Annotated in this window: 22 protein-coding genes, 3 tRNA genes and 1 pseudogene; 17 read left to right on the plus strand and 9 right to left on the minus strand. The window is 73.0% G+C overall.

Going from position 1 to position 22,541, the window contains the following annotated elements; translation table 11 throughout:
- Positions 1-81: 81 nt before the first annotated feature.
- Together OC439_RS08840 and OC439_RS08845 are read left to right on the plus strand one after the other, a co-directional pair.
- A complete protein-coding gene (locus OC439_RS08840; protein WP_194800379.1) occupies positions 82-612 on the plus strand; it encodes a peptidylprolyl isomerase in 531 nt (176 codons plus the stop codon).
- A 25-nt stretch (positions 613-637) separates the two neighbouring features.
- Positions 638-1,579: a rhomboid family intramembrane serine protease gene (locus tag OC439_RS08845; protein ID WP_199733151.1), complete on the plus strand. Its 942-nt coding sequence runs from the start codon at positions 638-640 to the stop codon at positions 1,577-1,579.
- A gap of 3 nt (positions 1,580-1,582) precedes the next feature.
- Here OC439_RS08845 and OC439_RS08850 read toward each other — a convergent pair whose 3' ends face one another.
- Complete coding sequence (locus tag OC439_RS08850) at positions 1,583-2,014, minus strand: PH domain-containing protein (RefSeq protein ID WP_186461602.1); 432 nt, start codon at positions 2,012-2,014, stop codon at positions 1,583-1,585.
- 99 nt (positions 2,015-2,113) lie between these two features.
- Between OC439_RS08850 and OC439_RS08855 the strand changes: the two genes are divergently transcribed.
- From OC439_RS08855 to OC439_RS08880, 6 genes are all read left to right on the plus strand, one after another.
- Positions 2,114-3,286 (plus strand): thiolase family protein, encoded by a 1,173-nt coding sequence (locus OC439_RS08855; RefSeq protein ID WP_262013003.1) that lies wholly within the window; start codon positions 2,114-2,116, stop codon positions 3,284-3,286.
- A gap of 108 nt (positions 3,287-3,394) precedes the next feature.
- Positions 3,395-3,907, plus strand: coding sequence for a hypothetical protein (locus OC439_RS08860; RefSeq protein WP_262013004.1), 513 nt, complete (start codon positions 3,395-3,397; stop codon positions 3,905-3,907).
- Positions 3,908-3,975: 68 nt separating this feature from the next.
- Positions 3,976-4,659, plus strand: a complete 684-nt coding sequence (locus tag OC439_RS08865; RefSeq protein ID WP_194800383.1) for a response regulator transcription factor — start codon at positions 3,976-3,978, stop codon at positions 4,657-4,659.
- Complete coding sequence (locus tag OC439_RS08870) at positions 4,652-6,100, plus strand: sensor histidine kinase (protein WP_410054902.1); 1,449 nt, start codon at positions 4,652-4,654, stop codon at positions 6,098-6,100. Before OC439_RS08865 ends, OC439_RS08870 begins: the two co-directional genes overlap by 8 nt.
- A gap of 57 nt (positions 6,101-6,157) precedes the next feature.
- On the plus strand, positions 6,158-6,745 hold the full coding sequence (locus tag OC439_RS08875; protein WP_262013005.1) for a hypothetical protein: 588 nt from the start codon (positions 6,158-6,160) through the stop codon (positions 6,743-6,745).
- A gap of 79 nt (positions 6,746-6,824) precedes the next feature.
- Entirely contained in the window at positions 6,825-7,535 is a 711-nt protein-coding gene (locus OC439_RS08880; protein ID WP_135242490.1) for a glycosyltransferase family 2 protein, read from the plus strand.
- A gap of 70 nt (positions 7,536-7,605) precedes the next feature.
- Here the strand turns inward: OC439_RS08880 and OC439_RS08885 are convergent, their stop codons facing one another.
- Together OC439_RS08885 and OC439_RS08890 are read right to left on the minus strand one after the other, a co-directional pair.
- The gene (locus OC439_RS08885; RefSeq protein ID WP_262013032.1) at positions 7,606-8,481 is read right to left on the minus strand and encodes a transketolase family protein; all 876 of its coding nucleotides are present in this window, start codon (positions 8,479-8,481) and stop codon (positions 7,606-7,608) included.
- Positions 8,482-8,495: 14 nt separating this feature from the next.
- Positions 8,496-9,179 (minus strand): transketolase, encoded by a 684-nt coding sequence (locus OC439_RS08890; RefSeq protein ID WP_262013006.1) that lies wholly within the window; start codon positions 9,177-9,179, stop codon positions 8,496-8,498.
- 46 nt (positions 9,180-9,225) lie between these two features.
- On the opposite strand from OC439_RS08890, the gene soxR reads away from it, so the two are divergent.
- Entirely contained in the window at positions 9,226-9,678 is a 453-nt protein-coding gene (gene soxR, locus OC439_RS08895; protein WP_262013007.1) for a redox-sensitive transcriptional activator SoxR, read from the plus strand.
- A gap of 3 nt (positions 9,679-9,681) precedes the next feature.
- On the opposite strand, the gene OC439_RS08900 is transcribed toward soxR, so the two are convergent.
- Complete coding sequence (locus OC439_RS08900; protein ID WP_262013008.1) at positions 9,682-10,656, minus strand: NAD(P)H-quinone oxidoreductase; 975 nt, start codon at positions 10,654-10,656, stop codon at positions 9,682-9,684.
- A 233-nt stretch (positions 10,657-10,889) separates the two neighbouring features.
- Between OC439_RS08900 and OC439_RS08905 the strand changes: the two genes are divergently transcribed.
- The 3 genes from OC439_RS08905 (at position 10,890) to OC439_RS08915 (ending at position 12,484) form a co-directional block, all read left to right on the plus strand.
- Positions 10,890-10,976: transfer RNA gene (locus tag OC439_RS08905), tRNA-Ser, on the plus strand.
- A gap of 244 nt (positions 10,977-11,220) precedes the next feature.
- On the plus strand, positions 11,221-11,910 hold the full coding sequence (locus OC439_RS08910) for a DNA alkylation repair protein (RefSeq protein WP_262013009.1): 690 nt from the start codon (positions 11,221-11,223) through the stop codon (positions 11,908-11,910).
- A gap of 40 nt (positions 11,911-11,950) precedes the next feature.
- The gene (locus OC439_RS08915; protein WP_091413270.1) at positions 11,951-12,484 is read left to right on the plus strand and encodes a YbhB/YbcL family Raf kinase inhibitor-like protein; all 534 of its coding nucleotides are present in this window, start codon (positions 11,951-11,953) and stop codon (positions 12,482-12,484) included.
- 38 nt (positions 12,485-12,522) lie between these two features.
- On the opposite strand, the gene OC439_RS08920 is transcribed toward OC439_RS08915, so the two are convergent.
- Positions 12,523-13,233: a class I SAM-dependent methyltransferase gene (locus OC439_RS08920; protein WP_194800391.1), complete on the minus strand. Its 711-nt coding sequence runs from the start codon at positions 13,231-13,233 to the stop codon at positions 12,523-12,525.
- Positions 13,234-13,441: 208 nt separating this feature from the next.
- Here OC439_RS08920 and OC439_RS08925 point away from each other — a divergent pair, with 208 nt between their 5' ends.
- Positions 13,442-15,220, plus strand: a complete 1,779-nt coding sequence (locus tag OC439_RS08925) for a hypothetical protein (RefSeq protein ID WP_262013010.1) — start codon at positions 13,442-13,444, stop codon at positions 15,218-15,220.
- A gap of 4 nt (positions 15,221-15,224) precedes the next feature.
- On the opposite strand, the gene OC439_RS08930 is transcribed toward OC439_RS08925, so the two are convergent.
- Positions 15,225-16,007, minus strand: coding sequence for a hypothetical protein (locus tag OC439_RS08930; protein WP_262013033.1), 783 nt, complete (start codon positions 16,005-16,007; stop codon positions 15,225-15,227).
- A gap of 321 nt (positions 16,008-16,328) precedes the next feature.
- Between OC439_RS08930 and OC439_RS08935 the strand changes: the two genes are divergently transcribed.
- Positions 16,329-17,861: a peptide deformylase gene (locus tag OC439_RS08935; RefSeq protein WP_262013011.1), complete on the plus strand. Its 1,533-nt coding sequence runs from the start codon at positions 16,329-16,331 to the stop codon at positions 17,859-17,861.
- Between the two features lie 68 nt (positions 17,862-17,929).
- On the opposite strand, the gene OC439_RS08940 is transcribed toward OC439_RS08935, so the two are convergent.
- Positions 17,930-19,051, minus strand: coding sequence for a globin domain-containing protein (locus OC439_RS08940; RefSeq protein WP_262013012.1), 1,122 nt, complete (start codon positions 19,049-19,051; stop codon positions 17,930-17,932).
- A gap of 122 nt (positions 19,052-19,173) precedes the next feature.
- Here OC439_RS08940 and OC439_RS08945 point away from each other — a divergent pair, with 122 nt between their 5' ends.
- Complete coding sequence (locus OC439_RS08945) at positions 19,174-19,947, plus strand: CPBP family intramembrane glutamic endopeptidase (protein WP_030499361.1); 774 nt, start codon at positions 19,174-19,176, stop codon at positions 19,945-19,947.
- 97 nt (positions 19,948-20,044) lie between these two features.
- On the opposite strand, the gene OC439_RS08950 is transcribed toward OC439_RS08945, so the two are convergent.
- Positions 20,045-20,845 (minus strand): hypothetical protein, encoded by an 801-nt coding sequence (locus OC439_RS08950; RefSeq protein WP_262013013.1) that lies wholly within the window; start codon positions 20,843-20,845, stop codon positions 20,045-20,047.
- Between the two features lie 993 nt (positions 20,846-21,838).
- On the opposite strand from OC439_RS08950, the gene OC439_RS08955 reads away from it, so the two are divergent.
- A tRNA-Ser gene (locus tag OC439_RS08955) sits at positions 21,839-21,929 on the plus strand.
- Positions 21,930-21,965: 36 nt separating this feature from the next.
- Positions 21,966-22,038: transfer RNA gene (locus tag OC439_RS08960), tRNA-Arg, on the plus strand.
- 62 nt (positions 22,039-22,100) lie between these two features.
- Here OC439_RS08960 and OC439_RS08965 read toward each other — a convergent pair.
- Positions 22,101-22,235: pseudogene (locus OC439_RS08965) on the minus strand (transposase); the annotation flags it as partial.
- Positions 22,236-22,541 lie beyond the last annotated feature (306 nt).

Below are 22,541 nucleotides of genomic sequence, written 5' to 3' on the forward strand. Positions count from 1 at the left end.
CCACCTTCGAATGCCTCCGCATGGCCAGATCGGGCACATGGGAGGATCCGCAAGGAACTGAACTACGAGTGAGGAGTACCCGTGGCCGAGGCTGTCTACGCCACCTTGCACACCAACGCCGGCCCGATCCGGCTGGAGCTCTTCCCGAACCACGCGCCGAAGACCGTCCGCAACTTCGTGGAGCTGGCCGAGGGCACCCGGGAGTACATCGACCCGCGTACCGGTCAGCCGGGCAGCGGGCCGTACTACGACGGCACCGTCTCGCACCGCGTGATCAGCGGTTTCATGATTCAGATGGGCGACCCGACCGGCACCGGCCGCGGTGGTCCGGGCTACAAGTTCGCCGACGAGTTCCACCCCGAGCTGCGCTTCGACCGGCCGTACCTGCTGGCGATGGCGAACGCCGGGCCGGGCACCAACGGCTCGCAGTTCTTCATCACGGTGTCGCCCACGCCACACCTGAACAACCGGCACACCATCTTCGGGCAGGTGGCCGACGAGCAGTCCGCGAAGGTGGTCGACTCGATCGCCAACACCCCGACCGGCCCGAGCGACCGGCCGCTGCAGGACGTGGTGATCGAGCGGGTCGAGATCGAGCACAAGCAGTCCTGACCGGCACGCGGGTACCTTTGCTCGCATGACTGAGCGCTCCGGCCAGCCAGGCGACGCCACCGGGGGTCCGGTGCCGACCACTCCGGTCTGCTACCGGCACCCCGGTCGGGAGACGTACATCCGGTGCAGTCGGTGCGACCGGCCGATCTGCACCGAGTGCATGCGGGACGCCTCCGTCGGCCACCAGTGCCCGGAGTGCGTCGCCGAGGGCCGCCGCAGCGTGCGGCCGGCGCGTACCGCCTTCGGTGGCGGTGCCGCCGGCCGCCAGGGCAACGTCACGAAGGCGCTGATCGCGCTGAACGTGGCGATGATGCTGCTGTCCATCCTCTCGGCCCGCAGCGGGACCGCGGTGGCCGGCGGTGGCCTGGGCGGCCTGATGGGCAACGGGACGCCGCTCACCGAGTGGGGTGCGGTGCTCGGCCTGGCGCGCTTCCCCGACGGGCACGTCGGCGGGGTGGCCGACGGCGAGTGGTACCGGCTGGTCACCGCCATGTTCCTGCACTACGGCGTGCTGCACCTGCTGCTGAACATGTGGGCGCTCTGGGTGCTCGGCCGGACGTTGGAGGCGGTGCTCGGGCCGCTGCGCTTCCTGGCGCTCTACCTGCTCGCCGGGCTCGGCGGCAACGTCGCCGCGTACGTCTTCACCGAGCCGAACCGGTTCACGGCCGGCGCCTCGACCGCCGTGTTCGGCCTGTTCGCCGCCGTCTTCGTGATCATGCGGCGGCTCGGCCGGGACACCTCGGCGATCGTGCCGATCCTGGTGATCAACCTGATCTTCACGTTCACCGTGCCGAGCATCTCGGTGGCCGGGCACCTCGGCGGTCTGGTGGCCGGCGCGCTGGTGGCGCTGGTCCTGGCGTACGCGCCCCGGTCGCGGCGCACCGTCTTCCAGGTGGCGGGCTGCGCGATCGTGCTGGTCGCACTGATCGGCCTGACGCTGGTCCGCACCGCCGCCCTGCTCGGCTGAGCCTCAGCGCGCGGGGCGGGCCTCGTCCAGCGCCGCGGCCACCTCGTCCAGCGGGGCGTCCAGGTCGCGGCGGCCGAACAGGTGCAGCGACTCCCCGGCGTCGATCTCCAGCGTCTCGGCGGTGATCCCGCGCCGGCTGCGCCGGTCCAGGCGGATCGCCTCCACCGCGTCCCACGGCAACCGGCGCCGCCCGGCGAACCCCCGCAGCACGGTGAGCCCGTCCGGGTCGACGGCGAGGCGGACCGGCGCGACCACGTCGCGCAGCGCCCAGGCGAGCAGACCGGCGGCGGCCAGCCCGGCGAGCGCCGGCCGGACCGGGTCACCGCCGGCGAACACCAGCCCCAGGGCGACGAGCGCGAGCGCGCCCACCGCCTTGAGTACCGGCACCTCGCGCGGCACCCGCCACTGCCTGATCGGCGGCGACTGTGGATCCATCCGCCCAGCATGCCAGCCGCACCTGCCGGACGCCGGGGGAGGACGACCGGTCGGATCAGCACGTAGGATCGGGGCAAGCGAGGTTACCGGGGAGTAGACATGAGTGACGCGGTCATCGTCGGCGCGGTACGGACCCCGGTCGGGCGGCGCAAGGGCAGCCTCGCCGGAGTGCACCCGGTCGACCTCTCGGCGCACGTGCTGCGCGCGCTCGCCGAGCGCACCGGCATCGACCCGGGCCAGGTCGACGACGTCGTGTGGGGCTGTGTGTCGCAGGTCGGCGAGCAGTCCTGGAACGTGGCCCGCAACGCGGTGCTCGCCGCCGGCTGGCCGGAGTCGGTCCCCGGCACCACGCTCGACCGTCAGTGCGGGTCCAGCCAGCAGGCGCTGCACTTCGCCGCCGCGACGGTCCTCTCCGGCCAGGCCGACCTGGTCGTCGCCGGTGGCGTCGAGTCGATGACCCGGGTGCCGATGGGTTCCAGCGTCGCCGGCGGCATGCCGTTCAGCGCGGCGATCCTGGAGCGCTACCGCGGCGTCGAGGGCGTCGCGGAGGACTCCCCGTTGCCGTTCAACCAGGGCGTCGGGGCCGAGCTGATCGCGCAGCGGTGGCGCTTCTCGCGTACCCAGCTCGACGAGTTCGCGCTCGCCAGCCACGAGAAGGCCGCCGCCGCGCAGGACGCGGGCGCGTTCGAGGCCGAACTCGCCCCGGTGGCGCTCGCCGACGGCGGCAAGTTCTCCGCCGACGAGGGCATCCGCCGCGACACCTCGCTGGCCAAGCTGGGCGAGCTGCCCACCCCGTTCCGCGCCGACGGCGTGGTCACCGCCGGGTCCGCGTCGCAGATCTCCGACGGCGCCGCCGCGCTCGCGGTCACCACCGCCGAGTGGGCCAGCCGGCACGGCCTGCGCCCGCTGGCCCGGGTGCACACCGCAGTGGTCGCCGCCGACGACCCGGTCACCATGCTCACCGCCCCGATCCCGGCCACCGCGAAGGCGCTGCGCCGCGCGGGGCTGGGCATCGAGGAGATCGGGGTGTACGAGGTGAACGAGGCGTTCGCCCCGGTGCCGCTGGCATGGCTGGCCGAGACCGAGGCGGACCCGGAGCGGCTCAACCCGCGGGGCGGGGCGATCGCGCTCGGCCACCCGCTCGGCGGGTCCGGCGCGCGGATCATGACCACGATGCTCCAGCACATGCGGGACAACGGCATCCGCTACGGCCTGCAGACCATGTGCGAGGGCGGCGGCATGGCCAACGCCACGATCGTCGAACTGCTCTGATCCGAACGGCCGCCGGTGTCGCACCGCGGGTGCGACTTGCACGTGTGGAAGTTCCAGAAATCGGGCGTGACCCATATCACCCCTGGTCATCGGCTCGTTGGACCGGGCATGGACGTGTTCTCGCGAACGTTCCTTCCGGCCGCCGCCGAGACCGGCCTGGCGACCCAGACCGTCACCCGGCACATGCCGGTGTTCCGCCGGTGCGTCGGCTCCGGCGACGCGACCATCCTGGTCACCCGGTGCAGCCGCCCGGACGACCCGGTGGGCGGCGACTACCTGATGCTCCTCACCCACCGACGGCTGGTGGTCACCCGGCAGACCCGGGTGCTGCACCGGCTGCGCCTGCACCTCAACACCGAACTGCGCGAGCTGAGCAACGTGACGTGGAGCCCCGACGCCCGCGCGCACAGCGTGGAGCTGGCGGCCACCGCGATCGACGGGGTGCGCGAGCGCTTCGTCCTGCGTACCCACCACCCGAAGCAGGTGTGGCAGCTCGACGCCCTGCTCGACCACGCCTTCCGCACCCGCCTGCGTACGCCGGCCGAGCGGGTGGTGGCGACCATCGGCGAGTCGTCGGCGGGCGCCCGCCCGACGGTGCTGCGGCCCGCCCCGGCCCGCTGACGTCCTCCTTACCTGATCCGAACATTCCCTGACCGGCCGCGCGGTCGCCGGTCGGTCATCATGAGCCGGTGACCACCGCCGCCCCGCCCGGGCTCGTCCTCGTGGTGGAGGACGAGCCGGCCATCGCCGACCTGGTCCGGCTCTACCTGACCCGGGACGGGTTCGGCGTACACCTGGAACGTGACGGCGAGGCCGGGCTGGCCGCCGCACGACGCCTGCGCCCGGTGGCCTGCGTGCTCGACATCGCGTTGCCCGGCCTGGCCGGCACCGAGATCTGCCGTCGGCTGCGCGCGGCCGGCGACTGGACGCCGGTCATCTTCCTCACCGCCCGCGACGACGAGGTGGACCGCGTCGTCGGCCTGGAACTGGGCGCCGACGACTACGTCACCAAGCCGTTCAGTCCGCGCGAACTGCTCGCCCGGCTGCGGGCGGTGCTGCGCCGCACCGCGGGCGTGCCCGCCGAGCAGCCCCGCACGCTCGGCGCCGTCACACTCGACCCGGCCCGCCGCACGGTGACCGCCGCCGGTACGCCGGTGCAGCTCACCTCCACCGAGTTCGACCTGCTGGCTCATCTGATGGCACGGCCCGGCCGGGTGTTCACCAGGGAGGAACTGCTGGCCGGTGTGTGGGGGTACGCGGCGCACGCCGGCACCCGGACCGTCGACGTGCACGTGGCGCAGGTGCGGGCCAAGCTCGGCCCGGACAGCGTGATCCGCACGCATCGGGGCGTCGGGTACGCCGCCGATGCCTGAGCCGCCCACAGTGCCGACGCAGCCCGCGGCGCCGATGCCGGCCACCGGGCCGGTCCGGCCCGGCCGGCGCCCCGGGCGGACGCTCACCGCCCGCGCCGTGCTCGCCACCTGCGCGGTGGCGCTGGTGTCGGTGCTCGTCACCGCGCTCGTCGCGGTGCCCCTGGCGGTACGCGGCGCGGAACGCCGGGACCAGGAGGCGCTCGCCGCCCAGGCCCGGCTCGCCGCCGACGTGCTCCGGGTACGGCCGGCACGCCAGCGCGACGGCGCCGGGGACCGGCTCATCCGGCAACTGCGCCAGCAGCAGATCGACGTGTACGTGATCCGGGACGGCCGGGCCGACCGGCCGGGCCTGCCCCGGCCGCTCGTGACGCGGGTCGCCGGCGGCGAGAACGTCTCCGGCCGGCGGCTTGTCGACGGGGAACGCCGGCTGGTCGAGGCGCGGGCGCTGCCCGGCGGGGACGGTGTGGTGCTGACCCGGGCCCGCAACGCCGCGCCCTGGCGGCAGGTGCTGCGGGGACTCTGGCTGCCGCTGCTCGCCGGGCTCGCCGCCGGGGCGGCCGCCGGACTGCTGCTCGCCCGCCGGCTGGCCCGGCCGATCCGTACCGCAGCCACCGCCGCCGCGCGGCTGCGTGCCGGGGACCGGGCGGTCCGCGTACCGGTCGAGCCGCCCGACGAGGTGGCCGACCTGGCGTACGCGCTGAACGGCCTGGCCGCCGCGCTCGCCACGAGCGAGGGGCGGCAGCGCGAGTTCCTGCTCTCCGTCTCGCACGAGTTGCGGACCCCGCTCACCGCCATCCGCGGCTACGCCGAGGCGCTGGCCGACGGGGTGATCGAGGCCGACGCGGTGCCGGCGACCGGCCGGACCGTGCTGGCCGAGGCCGAACACCTGGACCGGCTGGTCCGCGACCTGCTGGCGCTGGCCCGGCTGGAGGCGGTCGACTTCCCCCTGGAACCGGTGCCTGTCGACCTGGCCGGGCTCGCCGCCGACGCGGAGCGCGCCTGGTCCGGCCGGTACGCGGCGCTCGGGGTGCCGTTCCGGCTGGAGACGCCGGGGGTTCCGGTGCCGGCGTACACCGATCCGGGCCGGATCCGGCAGGTGGTGGACGGGCTGCTGGAGAACGCGTTGCGGGTCGTACCGCCGGGGGCACCGGTGGTGCTCGCGGTCCGCGCCGACGTTCCGGCGGGCGGCGGGGTGCTGGAGGTCCGCGACGGCGGGCCCGGCTTCACCGACGACGACCTGCGGGTGGCGTTCGAGCGCGGCGCGCTGCACGAGCGGTACCGCGGGGTGCGCAAGGTGGGCAGCGGGCTCGGCCTGGCGCTCGCCGCCGGGCTGGTCCGCCGGCTCGGCGGGGACATCGCCGCCGGGCACGCCCCGGAGGGCGGGGCCGCGTTCACCGTCCGGGTGCCGCCGGATCCTTACGCGGCTCGAACATCGGCTTGACCGTCTCCTCGCATCGGTGCGGAACGCTCGGGTCGTCACCGCGAGAGAGGACCACTGATGGCACGTCAGCGAATCGTCACCGGCGCCACCGCACTGCTCGCCGCGGCCGCGCTCGGGCTCGCCGGGTGCGGCGCGGCCCGGCCCGGCCCGGCACCGGACGACGCGGTCGAGGTGAGCGCGGCCCTGGGTACGGAGGGTCAGGCGCTCGCCGCGCTCGGCGTCGACGCCGGGGAACTGGACGTGGATCCGCTGGCCGCGCCGGCGCCCTCCGGCAGCCCGAAGGCCGGGCCGGGCGGCGAGGGCGAGCGGGCGAAGCAGGGACACCAGCGGCACCGGGCCCGGGTGCTGCTGCGGCGCAACACGCTGCACGGCGAGGCGGTGGTGCGGACCAGGGACGGAGGCACGAAGACCGTCACGGTCCAGCGCGGCGAGGTGACGGCGATCGACGACAGGTCGATGACTGTCAAGTCCACCGACGGCTTCACGGTGACGTGGACGTTCGGCGAGAAGCTGCGGGTGGTCGAGCGCCGGACCACGATCCGATCGAGCGACATCAAGATCGGTACGACGGTCGGGGTGGCCGGTGCCAAGGAGGGCGACCGGAGCGTGGCCCGGCTCGTGGTCGTACCACTTCGCCAGGAATAGGGTGCCCGGGCTGTCGTGACCTGAGCAATGTGCCAGGCTACGCTATGCCCCGACCTGCCATCGCCTCCGTGGAGATTCCGTGAAGCTCTCGATCCTCATGCCGGTCTACAACGAGGAAGAACGTATCGCGGATGCCCTCAAGCAGGCATTGGCGGTCGACTACCCCTGCGAGATCGAGCTCGTCGTCGTGGACGACGGCAGCCGGGACGGCACCGGCGAGGTCCTCGGCCGCGTGGACGACGCCCGCCTGCGGGTGATCACCCACCAGCGCAACGCCGGCAAGGGCGCGGCCATCAAGACCGCCGTCGACAGCGCCGAGGGTGAGTACATGGTCATCCTCGACGCCGACCTGGAGTACGACCCGCAGGACATTCCGCGCCTGCTGGAGCCGGTGCTCGACGGCCGGGCGACTGTCGTCTACGGCAATCGGACCTTCGGCAGCCACAGCTCGTACAGCTTCTGGTACGTGATGGGCAACAAGGGCGTCACGCTCGCCGCGAACGTGCTCTACAACTCCTACATCGGCGACCTGGAGACCTGCTTCAAGCTGATGCCGCTGGAGCTGTACCGCTCGCTGCAGGTCCGCTCCCGCGGCTTCGGCATGGAGGCGGAGGTCACCGGCAAGCTGCTGCGCCGCCGCATCCGCCCGTACGAGGTGCCGATCAGCTACCGCGCCCGGGGCCGCGAGGAGGGCAAGAAGATCACCTGGAAGGACGGCGTCGAGGCGATCTGGATCCTGGCCCGCGAGCGCGCCCGCCGCCGCCCGGCCGGTCCCGCCGCCGCGCACTGAGCCCGCACCGGCGGAACCCCGCGAGCCCGGCACGAGCCGAGGTCGCGGGGTTCCGCCGTGTCCGGGCCGCTCAGGTGAGGAACGCGTCGACCGAGCGGCGCAGCCCGGCCGCGTCCAGGCCGTGCCAGCGTTCGTGGTCCTCGGCGCTGCCGTAGCGGCGCAGATCCTTACGGCCCACCCCGAGCGCGAGCAGCCGGTGCGGCCGGTCGGCGAGCGCCTCCGACACCACCCGCGTCGAGGTGCCCGCCAGGTACGGCTCGACCAGGATCACCTCGGTCCCGGCGAGCGCCCGCAGCCCGGCCGTGTCGAACGGTCGCGGCCGGTGGGTGTACGCCACGGTGACCGGCCGGTCGGCCGTTGCCTCGACCGCCGCGTCGAGCACCGGACCGACGGCCACCAGCAGGGGCGCGCCCGGCCCGGCGTCCCGGACCACGTGCAGGTCACCCGCCTGCGGGTACGCCTGCGCGTTGGCCTGGACGGACAGCCGCAGGTACGCCGAGTCCTGCCCGCACACCACGTCGCGCAGCAGCGGCCGGACCTCGTCCGGGTGCCCCGGCACGTGCACGGTCCAGCCGTCGAGCGTGTCCAGCAACGCCACGTCCGCCGGCCCGAGGTGGGTGCGTCCCGCCGCCGCCCGGTCGTACGAGCCGCCGATGCCGACGAGCACCGCGCCGACGTCCTGGTGGTCGAGGTCCAGCTTGATCTGCTCGTACGCCCGCTCGACCAGGAACGGGGCGTAGCTGTGCACGATCGGCCGCTGCCCGGTCAGCGCCAGCCCACCCGCGACCCCGATCATCAGCTGCTCGCGGATGCCGACGTTCACGACCCGGTCCGGGTAGCGGGCGGCGGCCGGCTCGAACGCGGCGGCGGAGATGTCGGCGAGCACTACTGTCGTCCGCGGATCGGCGAGCACCTCCTCGGTGCTGGTGACGAACGCGTCCCGCATGGTGCTGCTCATTGTCACTCCCCGTCCGTGACGACCGCGACGACGACGTGCGGCCGGTGATCGTCGTGCCCGGTGAGGGCGGTGTGCAGGGCGTCGTGGTCGCGCCCGTCCACTGTTGCGGCGCTCCACCCGTTCACCGTGAACCGGCTCGCCGCGCCGCCCGGCCAGCCGTACGTGGCCGAGCGGTTGTCCAGCACGATCGCGGTGAGGTTGCCCAGTCCGGTCGCGCCCGCGTACGCGATCGCCTCGTGGTTGGAGCCCTCGTCCAGTTCGGCGTCGCCGAGCAGCACGTACACCCGGGGTCCGGTGCGGCCCTGGGCCCGCAGCCCGAGCGCGGTGCCCACGCCCAGCCCGAGCCCGTGGCCGAGCGAACCGGAACCGATCTCGACGCCCGGCACAAGCGTGCGGTCCGGGTGGTCGCCGAGCCGGCTCGCCGGGCCACCCTGGTCGTCCAGCCACTCGGCCGGCAGGAAGCCGCGTGCGGCGAGCAGCGCGTAGTACCCGGCGACCGCGTGGCCCTTGGAGAGCAGGAAGCGGTCCCGGTCCGGGTCGTCCAGGGTGGCCGGGGTGATCCGGAGCACCCGGTCGTAGAGCACCTGGAGCACGTCGAGCGTCGAGTACACGTTGGCGCCGAACTCGCGGCCGGCGCGCACCCGGTCCAGGAGCGCGCCCAGGTCGGTGGCGGTGGTCGTCGTCATACCGATAGCCTCGGACTTGAAGCGAACTTCAACTCAAGGCCGTGTGATGCACGAAGCAACACTGACCATCGGGCAGCTCGCCGACCGCAGTGGCGTCGCGCCCTCGGCACTGCGCTACTACGAGCGGCTCGGCCTGATCCACGCCGCCCGCACCGGCGGGAACCAGCGCCGCTACGCCCGCACCGAGCTGCGCCGGGTCGCGTTCATCCGGATCTCCCAGCAGGTCGGTGTCTCGCTGGACGAGATCCGCGCGGCGCTCGACTCGCTGCCGTCGGGGCGTACCCCCACGCCCGACGACTGGGCCGCGCTGTCCCGCGCCTGGCGGGACCGGCTGGACGAGCGCATCCGGCTGCTCGGCAAGCTCCGCGACGACCTGGACGGCTGCATCGGCTGCGGCTGCCTGTCGTTGCAGCGCTGCACGCTCTACAACCCCGGCGACTCGCTCGCCGCCGAGGGCCCCGGCCCGCGCCTCATGCTGCCGCGCCCCGGCCAGGGCTGACCCTCACCGGACCAGCAGCACCTTGCCCAGGTGGTCGTTCGTCTCCACCAGGCGGTGCGCGGCGGTGGCGTCGGCCATGTCCACCCGGGCGTGCACCACCGGCCGGATCCGGCCCGCCTCCACCAGGGGCCACACCTGCTCCCGTACGCCCCGGACGATCGCCGCCTTGTCGTCCACCGGGCGGGACCGCAACGCCGTCGCGTGCACCGCCGCGCGCTTCGCCAGCAGCATCCCCAGGTCGAGTTCGCCCTTGCGGCCGCCCTGCATGCCGATCACCACGAGCCGCCCGCCGGTCGCCAGCGCCGCCACGTTCCGGGGCAGGTAGGACCCGCCCATGATGTCCAGGATCACGTCCGCGCCCCGGCCGTCGGTGACCCGGCGTACCTCGTCGACGAAGTCCTGCTCGCGGTAGTCGATCGTGTGCGCGGCGCCCAGCTCACGCAGCGGCTCGTGCTTCGCCGAACGGGCGGTCACCACCACCGTCGCGCCCAGCGCCACGCCCAGCTGGATCGCGAACGTGCCGATCCCGCTGCCGCCGCCGTGCACCAGCAGCGTGTCCCCTTCGGCCAACCGGGCCAGGTCCACCACGTTCGACCAGACCGTGCAGGCCACCTCCGGCAGCGCCGCCGCGTCGACCAGCTCCACGCCGGCCGGCACCGGCAGCAACTGCCCGGCCGGCACCGCGACCTGCTCGGCGTAGCCGCCGCCGGCGAGCAGCGCGCAGACCTCCTGGCCCACCGACCAGCCGGTCACGCCGGGACCGAGCGCACGCACCGTCCCCGAACACTCCAGACCGGGGTACGCGGACGCGCCCGGCGGTGGCGGATAGTGCCCCTGCCGCTGCAACAGGTCGGCCCGGTTCACCGCGCTCGCCCGCACCTCCACGATCACCTCGCCGGGACCGGGCTCCGGGTCCGGCACGTGGGTCCAGACGAGCGCCTCGGGTCCGCCGGGTTCCGTGATCGTGATCGCGCGCATGACTCAGTCTTACCCGATCCGCCCGTCGCCGCGCAGGTGCACCGCCCGGGACGGCTGCCGCGCCGGCCCTTCGGCCACTGTGGACCTGCTGGCGGCCATGATTCCGCTGATCAGCACCACCGCTGGGCTCTCCTACGCGCACACATTCTCGCAGCGAGGGTGGGACGGCGGCTTGCCCGGTACGGCGTCCGTGGCAGACTGGTCCCGGTCGCGCACCCCTCGGGGGCGTGCCGGGAGGGTTCGCCTAGTGGCCGATGGCGCTGGTCTTGAAAACCGGTAAGGCAGCGATGTCTTCGTGGGTTCGAATCCCACACCCTCCGCCCACTCCCATCTCGCCGTCGGCCAGCCGCGCGTGCGGACGCATCGGCGTGTCGCCCCGGAAGTAACCATCGCCCATGCGGCTTATGCCTCTGGGTCATAAATATGACCGAGAGGCATAAGCGTCTCGGGTGCATTCTTCTCCGGCGACCGGCGACCGGCGACCGGCGACCGGCGACCGGCGACCGGCGACCGGCGGCCCGGGCGGTCGTAGGCTGCGGGGTGCGGCGACGGCGGGAGGGCCTGGTGGCGGAGACGACGACGGTGGCCGGGGTGACGGCCGAGCTGGCCGCGCTCGACGACCCGAAGATCCGTGCGGTGAACGAGCGCCACGGCGACGACCACGGGGTCAACCTGGGCAAGCTGCGGGCGATCGCGAAGCGGCTGAAGACGCAGCAGGAGCTGGCCCGCGAGCTGTGGGCGACCGGCGACAGTGCGGCGCGTCTACTGGCCCTGCTGATCTGCCGCCCGAAGGCGTACGGGCGGGACGAGCTGGACGCCATGCTGCGCGAGGCGCGGACGCCGAAGGTGCACGACTGGCTCGTGAACTACGTGGTGAAGAAGAGCCCGCACGCCGAGCCGCTGCGCCTGGTCTGGTCGGCCGCTCCCGATCCGGTCGTGGCGAGCGCCGGCTGGGCGCTGACCACCGAGCGGGTGGCGCGGAACCCGGACGGGCTGGACCTGGGCGGCCTGCTCGACGTGATCGAGGCGGAGATGGCCGGTGCGCCGGAGCGCCTCCAGTGGGCGATGAACCATTGCCTGGCGCAGATCGGGATCGAGCACGCCGCGTACCGGGACCGTGCGATCGGCATCGGCGAGCGGCTCGGCGTGCTCAAGGACTACCCGACGCCGCCTGGGTGCACGTCCCCGTACGCGCCGGTCTGGATCAACGAGATGGTGCGCCGACAGCACGGTGGGGCGGCCAACGGGGTATGAAGGGGCGCAGGACATTCGCGTACCCGGAAGGACCGTTTCGATGACCCTGGAACGACCGATCGCCCCGGACCCGTACGAGCTGCTGCCGACGGTGCCGTCGTTCGACCTGACCAGCGACGACGTGCACAACGGCGAGCCGATGGACGCGCGGTACGCGCACGGCAGCACCGGCGGCGAGAACGTCTCACCGCAGCTGTCCTGGTCGGGCTTCCCGGCCGAGACCAAGAGCTTCGTGGTCACCTGCTTCGACCCGGACGCCCCGACCGGCAGCGGCTTCTGGCACTGGGTGCTGGTTAATCTGCCCGCGTCCGTCACCGAGCTGCCCACCGGCGTGCGTGAGGCCGACCTGGACGGCGCGTTCAGCGTCCGCAACGACTACGGCGACACCGGCTACGGCGGCGCGGCGCCGCCGGCCGGGGACCGCCCGCACCGGTACGTGTTCGCGGTGCACGCGGTGGACGTGGACCGCCTCGACATCCCGGCTGGGGCCAGCCCGGCCTTCGTCGGCTTCAACCTGGCGTTCCACACCCTGGCCCGGGCGGTCATCCGCCCCACGTACCAGATCAAGGAGTGACCGAGGGGCCGGGGGCCGCGACGGCCCCCGGCCCGGCCTCAGGCCGGTACGCGGGCGACGGCGAAGACGGACTGGCCGAACGGCGGCCGGACGCGCTGCTCGGCGGCCTTGGTGACCGGTAGGACGAGCGTGTCGTACACCTTGACCATCGGGCCCTCCTTCGGCATCAGCCGGAAGACCTTGGTGGCCATGAAGTAGCCGATCAGGCCGAGCGCGTTGGCGTAGTGGATCCGCTCGACGGTGAGGCCCGCCTCCGTCATCGCCGCGGCGAGCGTCTTCTTCGTGTAGCGGCGGACGTGGCCGGTGGCGATGTCGGCGGGGCTCATGGCGAACTGGAACGCCGGCACGATGATGACCACGGCGCCGCCGGGGCGGACCAGATCCCGCATGCTGCGTAGCGCGCCCACGTGGTCGTCGATGTGCTCCAGCACGTTGTAGGACACGGCCGCGCTGTAGTCGCCGCGCTCGTGGTGCGGGAGCAGCATCTGCCGGACCTCGACGCCGGGGTGGTCGGACAGCCGCTCCTTGAGCTGGATCAGCCGGTCCGGGTCGGCTTCGGTGGCGGTGATCCGGGGTGCGTACGCCGCCCAGGCGGAGGCGTAGTCGCCGAGGCCACTGCCGATCTCGATCGGGTTGTCACCGAGGTAGGGCACCGCCAGTTCGACGAACCACTGCCGGTGGTTGACAGCTGTCGCCAGGCCTTCGAGCACCTCGGACTGGACGCGCTGATCCCCAGTGATTTCTGCCATGCGTCGATTCCTCACGATATGACTGACCCGCGCCTGGACCGTCAGAGTCAACCATCTGGATGGCTGAGGGGGAAATCGGGGGACGGAGGGGGGCCGAATTGTGATCCGGAGGGGTGCCTGTTCGGCGTTCGGCGAACTCGGCACATAGTACGTGATTCCCCGGAACATTGCACGTGCCCGTCATACCCTGACTACGCTCTGAAATGTCATGACTACTCCGGAAAGCGGCGCGAGCACGCCGAAATCGGGGCAGGGCAGGCGGCTGGACGCGCTCGCCGTGCTCAGCTTCGTGCTGCTCGCGTGCTGGGTGACCGCTCGACTGTGGGTCGACCCGCGCAATGGCATCCGGGACAATCGGACAGATCAGGCGCAATTCGAATGGATGATGGCGCATGGTGCTCGCGTCGTCACTGATTTCGCCTATCCGTTCACCTCGGACCGGATGAATGTGCCGGATGTCGTCAATCTCATGGCTAATACGTCCGTATTATCCGTTTCATTGCCGCTGACCCCGATAACGCTCTGGGCGGGTCCGCGCTGGTCCTTTCTGATTTTCCTCACTCTCGGGCTCGCCGCCACCGGCGTGTCCTGGTATTTCCTGCTCTCCCGAGTTGTCGTGAAGTCCCGCGGTCCGGCGTGGCTGGGTGCCGCCTTCTGCGCGTTCGCGCCGGCGATGGTCTCGCACGCCAACTCGCACCCCAACATCGTCAGCCAGTTCGTGGTACCGCTGATCATCTGGCGGACGCTGCGCCTGGCCGAACCCGGCCGGTGGCTGCGCAACGGCGTCCTGCTCGGGCTGGTGATCGTCTGGCAGGCGTTCCTCAATCTGGAGATCCTGCTGATGACCGCCATCGGGCTCGGCGTGGTGGTGCTCGCGCTCGCCCTCGGCCGTCCCGCGCTGCGCTCGGCGGCCCGCCCGTTCGCCGCCGGGCTCGCTGTGGCCGCGGTGGTCGCCGGGGCGCTGCTCGCGTACCCGCTCTGGGTCCAGTTCTTCGGCCCCGGCGCGTACAGCGGGCTCTCCACGCTGATCCGCGGCTACTCCACCGACCTCGCCGCGTACGTGGCCTGGTCCCGGGAGTCGGTGGCGGGCGATGCCCGGGGCAGCGAACCGCTGGTCAAGAACGCCACCGAGGAGAACGCGTTCTTCGGCTGGCCGCTGGTGGTCCTGGTGGTCGCGCTGGTCTGGTGGATGCGCCGCAACGCCGTGGTACTCGGGCTGGCTGCGGTCGGGCTGGTGTTCGTGCTCTTCTCGCTCGGCCGGGAGATCCGCTACGACGGACAGGACACCGGCATCCCCGGCCCGTGGGCAGCGCTGGAGAACCTGCCGGTCCTGCACTCGGTGGTGCCCACCCGCTGGTCGCTCGCGCTCACCCCGATCATCGGCGTGCTGCTCGCGCTCGGCGCCGAGCGGGTCCGGCGGCTCGCCGTACGGCACCCGGACGCGCGCGACCGGATCCGGTTCGTCACCGTCACCGTGCTCGCCATGGCGCTGCTGCCGATCCTGCCCACCCCGCTGCCCGCGAAGCGCCTCGACCCGACCCCGGCGTTCGTCACCTCCGGCGCCTGGCGTCCCTATGTCACGGACGGGCGGAGCATCGTCACGCTGCCGCTGCCCGACACCACGTACGCGGTCCCGCTGCGCTGGTCCGCCGAGACCCGGCTGGACATGCCGCTGGCCCGCGGCTACTTCCTGTATCCGGACACCCGCCCCGGCGGGGACCGGATCGCCCTCTTCACCGCGCCACCGCGCCCCACCAGCACGTTCTTCGAGACGGTACGGCGCACCGACGCGGTTCCGCCGATCACGCCGCAGGACCGGGTGGCCGCCGTTGACGACCTGCGCTACTGGCGGGCCGGCGCGGTGATCCTCGACCCCCGGCTTCCGCAGGCCGAGGCGCTGCGCCGGGCGATGACGGAGCTGAGCGGGATCACGCCGAGGCGTACCGGCGGTGTGTGGTTGTGGGACGTCCGGCCGCTTGTCGGTTGAGCGGTCAGGCCTGGCGGACGCAGCAGCCCTGGCACACCTTGGGCCGGGGCAGCGTGAACGCCAGGCAACAGGTGCGCCGCTGCACTGTCGGCTCGCCGGCCGGGCCGGGCACCAGCTCGACCAGGTCGCTCAGGTCGAGCGCGCCGAGCAGCGTGCCGACGGCCGCGGTGGCCGAGCCGGGCAGTGCGTCCGACGCGCGCAGGATGCCGTGGGCGATGCCGGAGGCCACCGAGCCGAGCAGCGTACGGGTGCCGATCCGGACCTCGCCCTGGATGGCGCCGATCAGCGGCGCGAAGTGGGCGTCGAGCAGGGACGCGCGCAGCGCGCCGAGCAGCGCCGCCTCGTCCGGGACCACCAGTACGCCCGGAGCGCCGGCGAGAGCCAGCGGGTCGCTCGGCAGCACCGCCACCGGGGTGGAGGCGCGCAGCCCCAGCGTGAGGAGCTGGTGGTGGTCCTCGAAGTGCACGAGCACGTCGGCCGGGTCGAGCAGCGGCACCCGGCGGGCGGACGCCCACCCGAGCACCGCTGGGAGCGCGGTCCAGTAGCTGTAGGACTTCCAGGCCAGCGCGGCACAGGCGTGCGGGGTGCCGCCCCAGCGGCGCCCGGCGCGGGTCAGGAACTCGGACAGCAGCGTGCCGTCGATCAGGCGGGTGGCCGGGGACCAGCGGTCCAGCTCGTCGTGCACCAGCAGGCCGGGCGCGAGCCCGGGCAGGTCGTCGGTGCCGAACATGGCGCGCAGGGTCGCTGTCACCGGGGCGAGCGGGGTGGCGGCGTCGCGCCCCGGCATCACCGCAGTCACCTGGCCGTCCCCTGTCCTGTCGCCCTGCGGTCGGCGCGTGCCGTCGACCCAAGCTAAGGCTAGCCTAACCACCCTCCCGGCGGGAGGGGAAGAGGTGCCGCGGTATCGCGGGGAGGCCCGCGTCACTCCACGGCCGTCGCGTACTACCCGGCCTCGGAGACGGAAAACGCCGCCGGAGAGCCGGCGGCAGACGGCACAAGGATCGATGCACGCCGCTGAAAAGTCAAGGTGAGTGTCGAATACGAGGCAGTTTCCGTACACGTTCGGCCACTCAACGTGAAAATGGTCTTCCCGCGTACGAGGAAGCTGATGACGACCTCACCGATCGAGCGTGCCGCGGACTCGTTCGCGGCCGAACTCGCCCGGCACCGGACCGGCCGAGGGCTGTCCAAGAAGCAACTGGCCACGATGATGGGCTTCGACCCGTCCTACGTCAGCCACGTCGAAGGGCGCCGGCACCGGCCCACCGAGGACTTCGCCCGCCGGGCCGAGGCCGTCCTGGAGGCCAGCGGCGCGATCTGGCAGCGCTTCCGGGAGTACGACGAGCTGCGGCACGGCCGCACCGGCGTGGCCCACCGCGACCCGCCCGTCCCCGGCCAGTGGCTGCCCCCGGGGACCGGCCTCGTGGTGGAACGGGAGGTCGCGACGCTCACCCACTCCGGTGACGGCTACCACTGCGCGATCCGGCGGGAGCTGTACAACGCCGGCACCGAACCGGTCACCCGCTACCTGGTCCGGGTCGCCGTCGACCGCTACCCCAACGACCCCGGCCGCTCCAACCGGCACCACCGGGAACACCCGCTCACCTTCGCCGAGCTGCAACTCAACGCCTACCGGGACGACGGCAACGGGCGCGAGCCGATGCACTGGCGGGCCAAGCACGACCGGGACGCGTTCAAGGAGATCTGGCTGCTGTTCGAGAACGACGAGGGACGCTTCCCGCTCTACCCCGGTGACCGGGTCACCATCGAGTACGCGTACCGCGTCGGCCGGGACAAGTGGGGCCCCTGGTTCCAGCGGGCCGTACGCCTGCCCACCCGGCACCTGGCGGTGCGGCTCGACCTGCCCGCGGACCTCGACCCCAAGGTGTGGGGCGCGGAGACCTCGCTGTCGGCGGAGGAGGGGCCGCTGCGTACCCCGATCCAGCGGTCGGTGGACGGCGGCCGGGTGGTCTTCGACTGGGGGACCGACGACCCGCCGCTGAACGCCCGCTACCGGATGCAGTGGCGGTTCCGCAGCCCCGAGCCGGACGCCGAACCGGACAGCGCGCCCACCGGCGGCGCCCGGGTGCGGGCCAGCGACCGGATGCGCGCAGTGGGCATCGTGCAGCGCGGCGACGACCTGCTGCGGCAGCGGGCCCGCCAGTTCGACCTGCCGGCCGACGAACAGCACGCCCGGGAGGTGATCGACCGGCTCGCCGGGATGCTGGTCCGCCTGGACGAGCTGCACCCGTTCAGCAAGGGCGTCGGCCTCGCCGCGCCCCAGCTCGGCATCGGCTGGTCCGCGGCGCTCGTGCGCCCGGCCGACCGGGCGGCCGACCCGGTGGTGCTGCTCAACCCACGGGTGGTGGACGCCGCGACCGAGACCGACGAGCAGTACGAGGGGTGCCTCTCCTTCTTCGACCACCGTGGCCTGGTGCCCCGGCCGCTGCGGATCGACGTGGAACACGCCCTGTGGGACGGCAGCCGGGTGATCACGTCCTACGAGTACGCGATGGCGCGGCTGGTCGCGCACGAGATCGACCACCTGGAGGGGCGGCTCTACGTCGACCGGATGGCACCCGGCGTGCCGCTGGTGCCGGTGGAGGAGTACCGCGAGACCGGAACCCCCTGGCGTTACTGAGAAACGGGGGGCCGGGTCGCGTGCCCCAGGGGGCGGGGGCACGCGACCCGGCTCGGGGGGAGCAAGGTTCAGAGGTTGCCGAACGTGTCGTACCGGATGTGGTCGGGCGGGACGTCGTCGGCGGCGAGCGCCCGCAGGGTGGCCCGGACCATCGCGGCCGAACCGGAGACGTAGCAGTCGTGCGTGGTCCACGGGCCGTAGCGGGTGACCACCTCGGAGACGTCACCGAGTTCGCCGCCGAAGTCCGGGTCCTCGCTGCACGCCGGCGTCACCGACAACCACGGGTGGGACGCGACGAGGTCCTCCAGGCCGGGCAGCGCGTACAGCTCGTCCGGGCGGCGCGCGCCGTAGAAGACGTGCACCCAGCGGGTCCGGTTGACCCGGGTCAGCTCCTCCACCAGCGCCTTGATCGGGGCCAGGCCGACCCCGCCGGCCACGCAGAGGACGTCCCGGGTGGACTCCGGATCAAGCGTCATCGAGCCCATCGGCGCGGCCACCCGCAGCAGGTCACCCGGCTTGGTGCGGCGCACCAGCGCGCCGGACACCCAACCGGCCGCACCCGGTGGCGTCCGCACGTGGAACTCCAGCACGTTCTCCTCGTTCGGCGCGTTCGCCACCGAGTACGTCCGCCACACCCGCGGGTGGTAGCGCGGCACCTCCACGCTCACGTACTGGCCGGCCCGCCAGGGCAGCGGATCCTGGAGCGCGCGCACGGTCAGCACCGCCGTGTCGGGGCCGTGCCGCTCGTGTGTCAGCACCTCGGCGTGCCAGAACGGCGGGTTCTCGTCGGATTCCGCGCCGGCGAGCATCCGCGCGCTGATGCCCGCGTACGCCTCCCGCCACGCCTGGTCGTACTCCAGGTTCCAGCCGTCCCCGGCGGTGCTGCGCAGCGCGTCGAGCAGCGCGACGCCCATCGTCGCGTAGTGCTCGGCCGACACGTGGTACTTGCGGTGGTCCCGGCCCAGCGCGCGAAGGTACTCGTCGAAGCTCTCCGGGTCGCCCACCGTCTGGGTGGCCGTGACGATGGCCTCCAGGATGCGGTCCCCCTGGCCGTTCATCTGCACCGGGAAGAGCTTGCGCAGCTCCGGGTCGAGGAGGAACAGCCGGGCGTAGAAGTGACCGCTGAGCCGCTCCCGGTCCTCCTCGACCAGGGTCCAGCTCTCCTTCAGCAGCCGCGCGAAGTTCTCCACAGGGGCACGCTCCTTCTCCGTACGGGCGGATCGGCCCGCATAGAATGTCCACGGAGCGTGTACGCCGGTCGCACAGACTGTGCGACCGTCCGGCCCGGTCGCCGAAGTGCTTTCATGGTCCGGTGACGGTTGACGAGCTGGCCCGTCCGGTCTCCCGCCGGATGCTGGGCACCGAGACGCTGCTCGTGCTCGGTCTGTCCCTCGGCCAGTCGGCCGTGTACGCCCTGGTGTCCCTGATCGCGAAGCTGACCGCGACCGGCGGACTGTCCAAGCAGACCGCCGCGCTGAACACCTCCGCGTCGGCCCGGCCGTACCTCGACCTCACGTACCAGCTGCTCGGCATCGTCTTCGCGCTGCTGCCGGTGCTGCTCGCCGTACACCTGCTGGCGCGCGACCCCGGCGACCCGGCGCGGACGCTCGGTGTCGACTTCCGCCGGCCCGGCTCGGACCTGGCCCGGGGCGCGGGCCTGACCGCGCTCATCGGCCTGCCCGGGCTGGCGCTGTTCTGGGCGGCGGCGCAGCTCGGGCTCAACGCCACGCTGGTCCCGGCCGCGCTGCCGGACCTCTGGTGGACGGTGCCGGTGCTGATCCTCGCCGCCGTGCAGAACGCCGTGCTGGAGGAGGTGATCGTGGTCGGCTACCTGATCACCCGGCTGCGGCAGCTCAACTGGCGGATCGGCGCGGTGCTCGCCACGAGCGCGCTGCTGCGCGGCTCGTACCACCTCTACCAGGGCTTCGGCGCGTTCGTCGGCAACGCCGTGATGGGCGTGATCTTCGGGCTGTTCTACCTGCGCACCCGCCGGGTCGCCCCGCTGATCGTCGCGCACACGCTGCTCGACATCTTCGCGTTCGTCGGCTACGCGATGCTGCCGAAGTCCTGGTTCGACTGGCTCTGACCGCGCCGGCCCGGCACGCGTTCCGTCCGCCGCCAGGTCGGGGAAGTGGCGGCATCGGGCCCCGCCTGACCGCGCCAGCTCGCCGAACTGGTGCCGATCACGCCCGATACCGGGCGACCGCCCGCGCGGCGAGTCGCTCGGCCGTCGCCGTACCGCCCGTCGCGGCCGCCAGCGCCGCCGCTCCCGGCAGCAACCGGGCGGCCAACCGCAGCCCGAGCCAGCCGCCCGCCTGCGCCGCCACCGGCGTGGCCAGCCGCCAGGCCGCCTCCGCCACCCGCCCCCACGGACCCTCCGCCGGAGCATCGGCCGCCCGAGCCGCCGCCAGCGCCGCCCGCGCGGTGCCGTCGTCCGGGTGCACCAACGTGAGCACCAGCAGCTCGGCCGCCCGATCCGGATGCGCCGGATCCCGCCCGTACGCCGCCGCCAGATGCAGCACCAGGTTCGCCTGCGTCCACAGCACTGTCGTCAGCTCCGCGACCGGCGCGAACAACCCGGCGCCCGCCGCCAGCGCCCCACCCGTACCGGCCATCCGGACGAATCGCCGGGTTGCCAGCCGGGCCACCCCGTCGGCGTCCGCCTCCGGGTAGGCCCGTCGGACCTGCTCCACCCAGGCCGAGGCCCGCGGCCCGAGCGCGTCGACCGCCGCCAGGGCCAGCAGCTCCGGCGCGAACCCGGGGTGGTCGCGCAGCTGCGGCCCCACCGCCCGCCAGCCCGTTTCCGGGGTACGCGTGACGTCGGGTTGTGCGGGTGCCAGCGCGACGACGGCCGACGTCGTCGCCGGGGCGTGCGTCGTCTCGGCGGACTGCTCCGCTTGGGATGTGGTGTCGGCAGCGGTGACCTCGGTCTGGGGCGCGTCGTGTGCTGCGGTCTGCTTCGCCTCGCGCGCGGTGGGCGGCATCGGGGTCGGTGCGGCGGTGGATGCCGAGGGCTCTGCCGGGCCCACCGTTGCCGAACGTGCCGTTGCGCGGTTCGCTGTTGTCGGGCCCGCCTTTGCCGAACGTGCCGTTGCCGGGCTTGCCTTCGTCGCCGCCGGGGCGGCCTTCGTGGTCCGGCGGGTCCGTCCGGGCGGCGGCACGGTGACTGACCCCTCCGCCGTGACCGGCTCCGTGCCGTCGGGCTCTCGCTCGGTGGGTACGGGCTCCGGGGCAGTGATCGCCGCCTCCCGCTTCGGGGCTGACGCCTTCCGGGCGGCCTTCTTGACCGCCGGGGCGGCCTTCTGCGCGACGGGGGCGGCTTTCTTGGCGGCGGGAGCACGGCGCGTCCGTTTCGGCGCCTCTGCCCCGACCGGTGGTGCCCCTGGCGCTGTCGGAGGCTCGACGGCTTGATCCTGCTCGGCTGTGACGGGCCTCTTATCGGTCGGGGCCGTGCCCTCGTCGGCGGTCCGTGCTGCGGCAGTCCCACCAGAGGGAGTCGTGGACGTCGCCGAGGCGGCCTGCTCCTTCGGGGGCGTACCCGGGCCGTCGGCAGAAGCCGCGGGGGTGGCCTGCTCGCCGGGCGTACCCGGATCGGCAGGTGAGGGATCAGCGGCCGGGCGTGGGCGCGGTGCCGGCGTTGCGGCGTCGGCCGGCGTCGGCGGCTGGAAGACGACAGTGGGCGCCGACCGGCGCGGACGCCTGGGCGCCGGTGTGTCGCTCGTCGCGTTCTCCGCGGCGGGATCCGGCGTCGGTGGGTTGAACGTCGGTCGTGGGGAGCGGCTCCGCCGGGCCTTGGCTGCGGGCTCGCGACGGGGCGGATCGCTCGGCGGCTGCTCCTGCATATCGATGGAGCGTAGCCGTGGACGTGATCCGGCACACGACGGAAACGCGGTGGCGAGGGCCGGTCCCGGTATCCGCTTTGCCCCGGGCGGGTGCGGGCCTGTATCCTCGGGCGCGGTGACCTCGCGGGTCACCAGGGAGACTTCGCCTAGTCTGGTCTATGGCGCCGCACTGCTAATGCGGTTGGGGTCTTAAAGCCCCTCCCGGGTTCGAATCCCGGAGTCTCCGCGCGAAAGCCGGTTGTGTAGACTGGCCGAGCACCAAGCGCCCGTAGCTCAACGGATAGAGCATCTGACTACGGATCAGAAGGTTAGGGGTTCGAGTCCCTTCGGGCGCACAAACGATCAAGGCTGTGACCTGCCAGAACAGGGGTCACAGCCTTTTTCTTTTCTGCTGGAAGACGAGGTAGAGGACCTTCATCGCGGCCGGCTCGGTCGGGAAGTGCCTGCGTCTGCGAGTGGCCTGCCGGAACCGTGCGTTCAGGCTCTCGATGATGTTGGTGGTGTAGAGGACCTTGCGGACCTCATGGTCGTAGCGATTCTCTCGACAGCAGACATGACCGTGCAGGTGTAGCGCCGTCTCACGGACAGCTCGGCCGAGGCTACGGATCAAGGCAAACGGCTCCTGCGGAGCCGCCGGCCGGGGCGAAAATCAGCCGGCCCGACCCCCACGCCCGCCCCGCGCGTCACACGCTGGGTCAGGAGGTGGTCGTCGTCGACACGTGCGCTCACGCACCCGCCGACTGGACCTGAGCGCCGCCTGCCAGGAGAGCAGCACCCGTCCTGGCTCACTCGGTGAACTCGGTCCAGGAGACAGCGCGGTCGAACCGCTGGGCGGCGA

The organism is Micromonospora sp. Mcm103, assembly GCF_024519755.1.
Taxonomy (GTDB): domain Bacteria; phylum Actinomycetota; class Actinomycetes; order Mycobacteriales; family Micromonosporaceae; genus Micromonospora; species Micromonospora aurantiaca.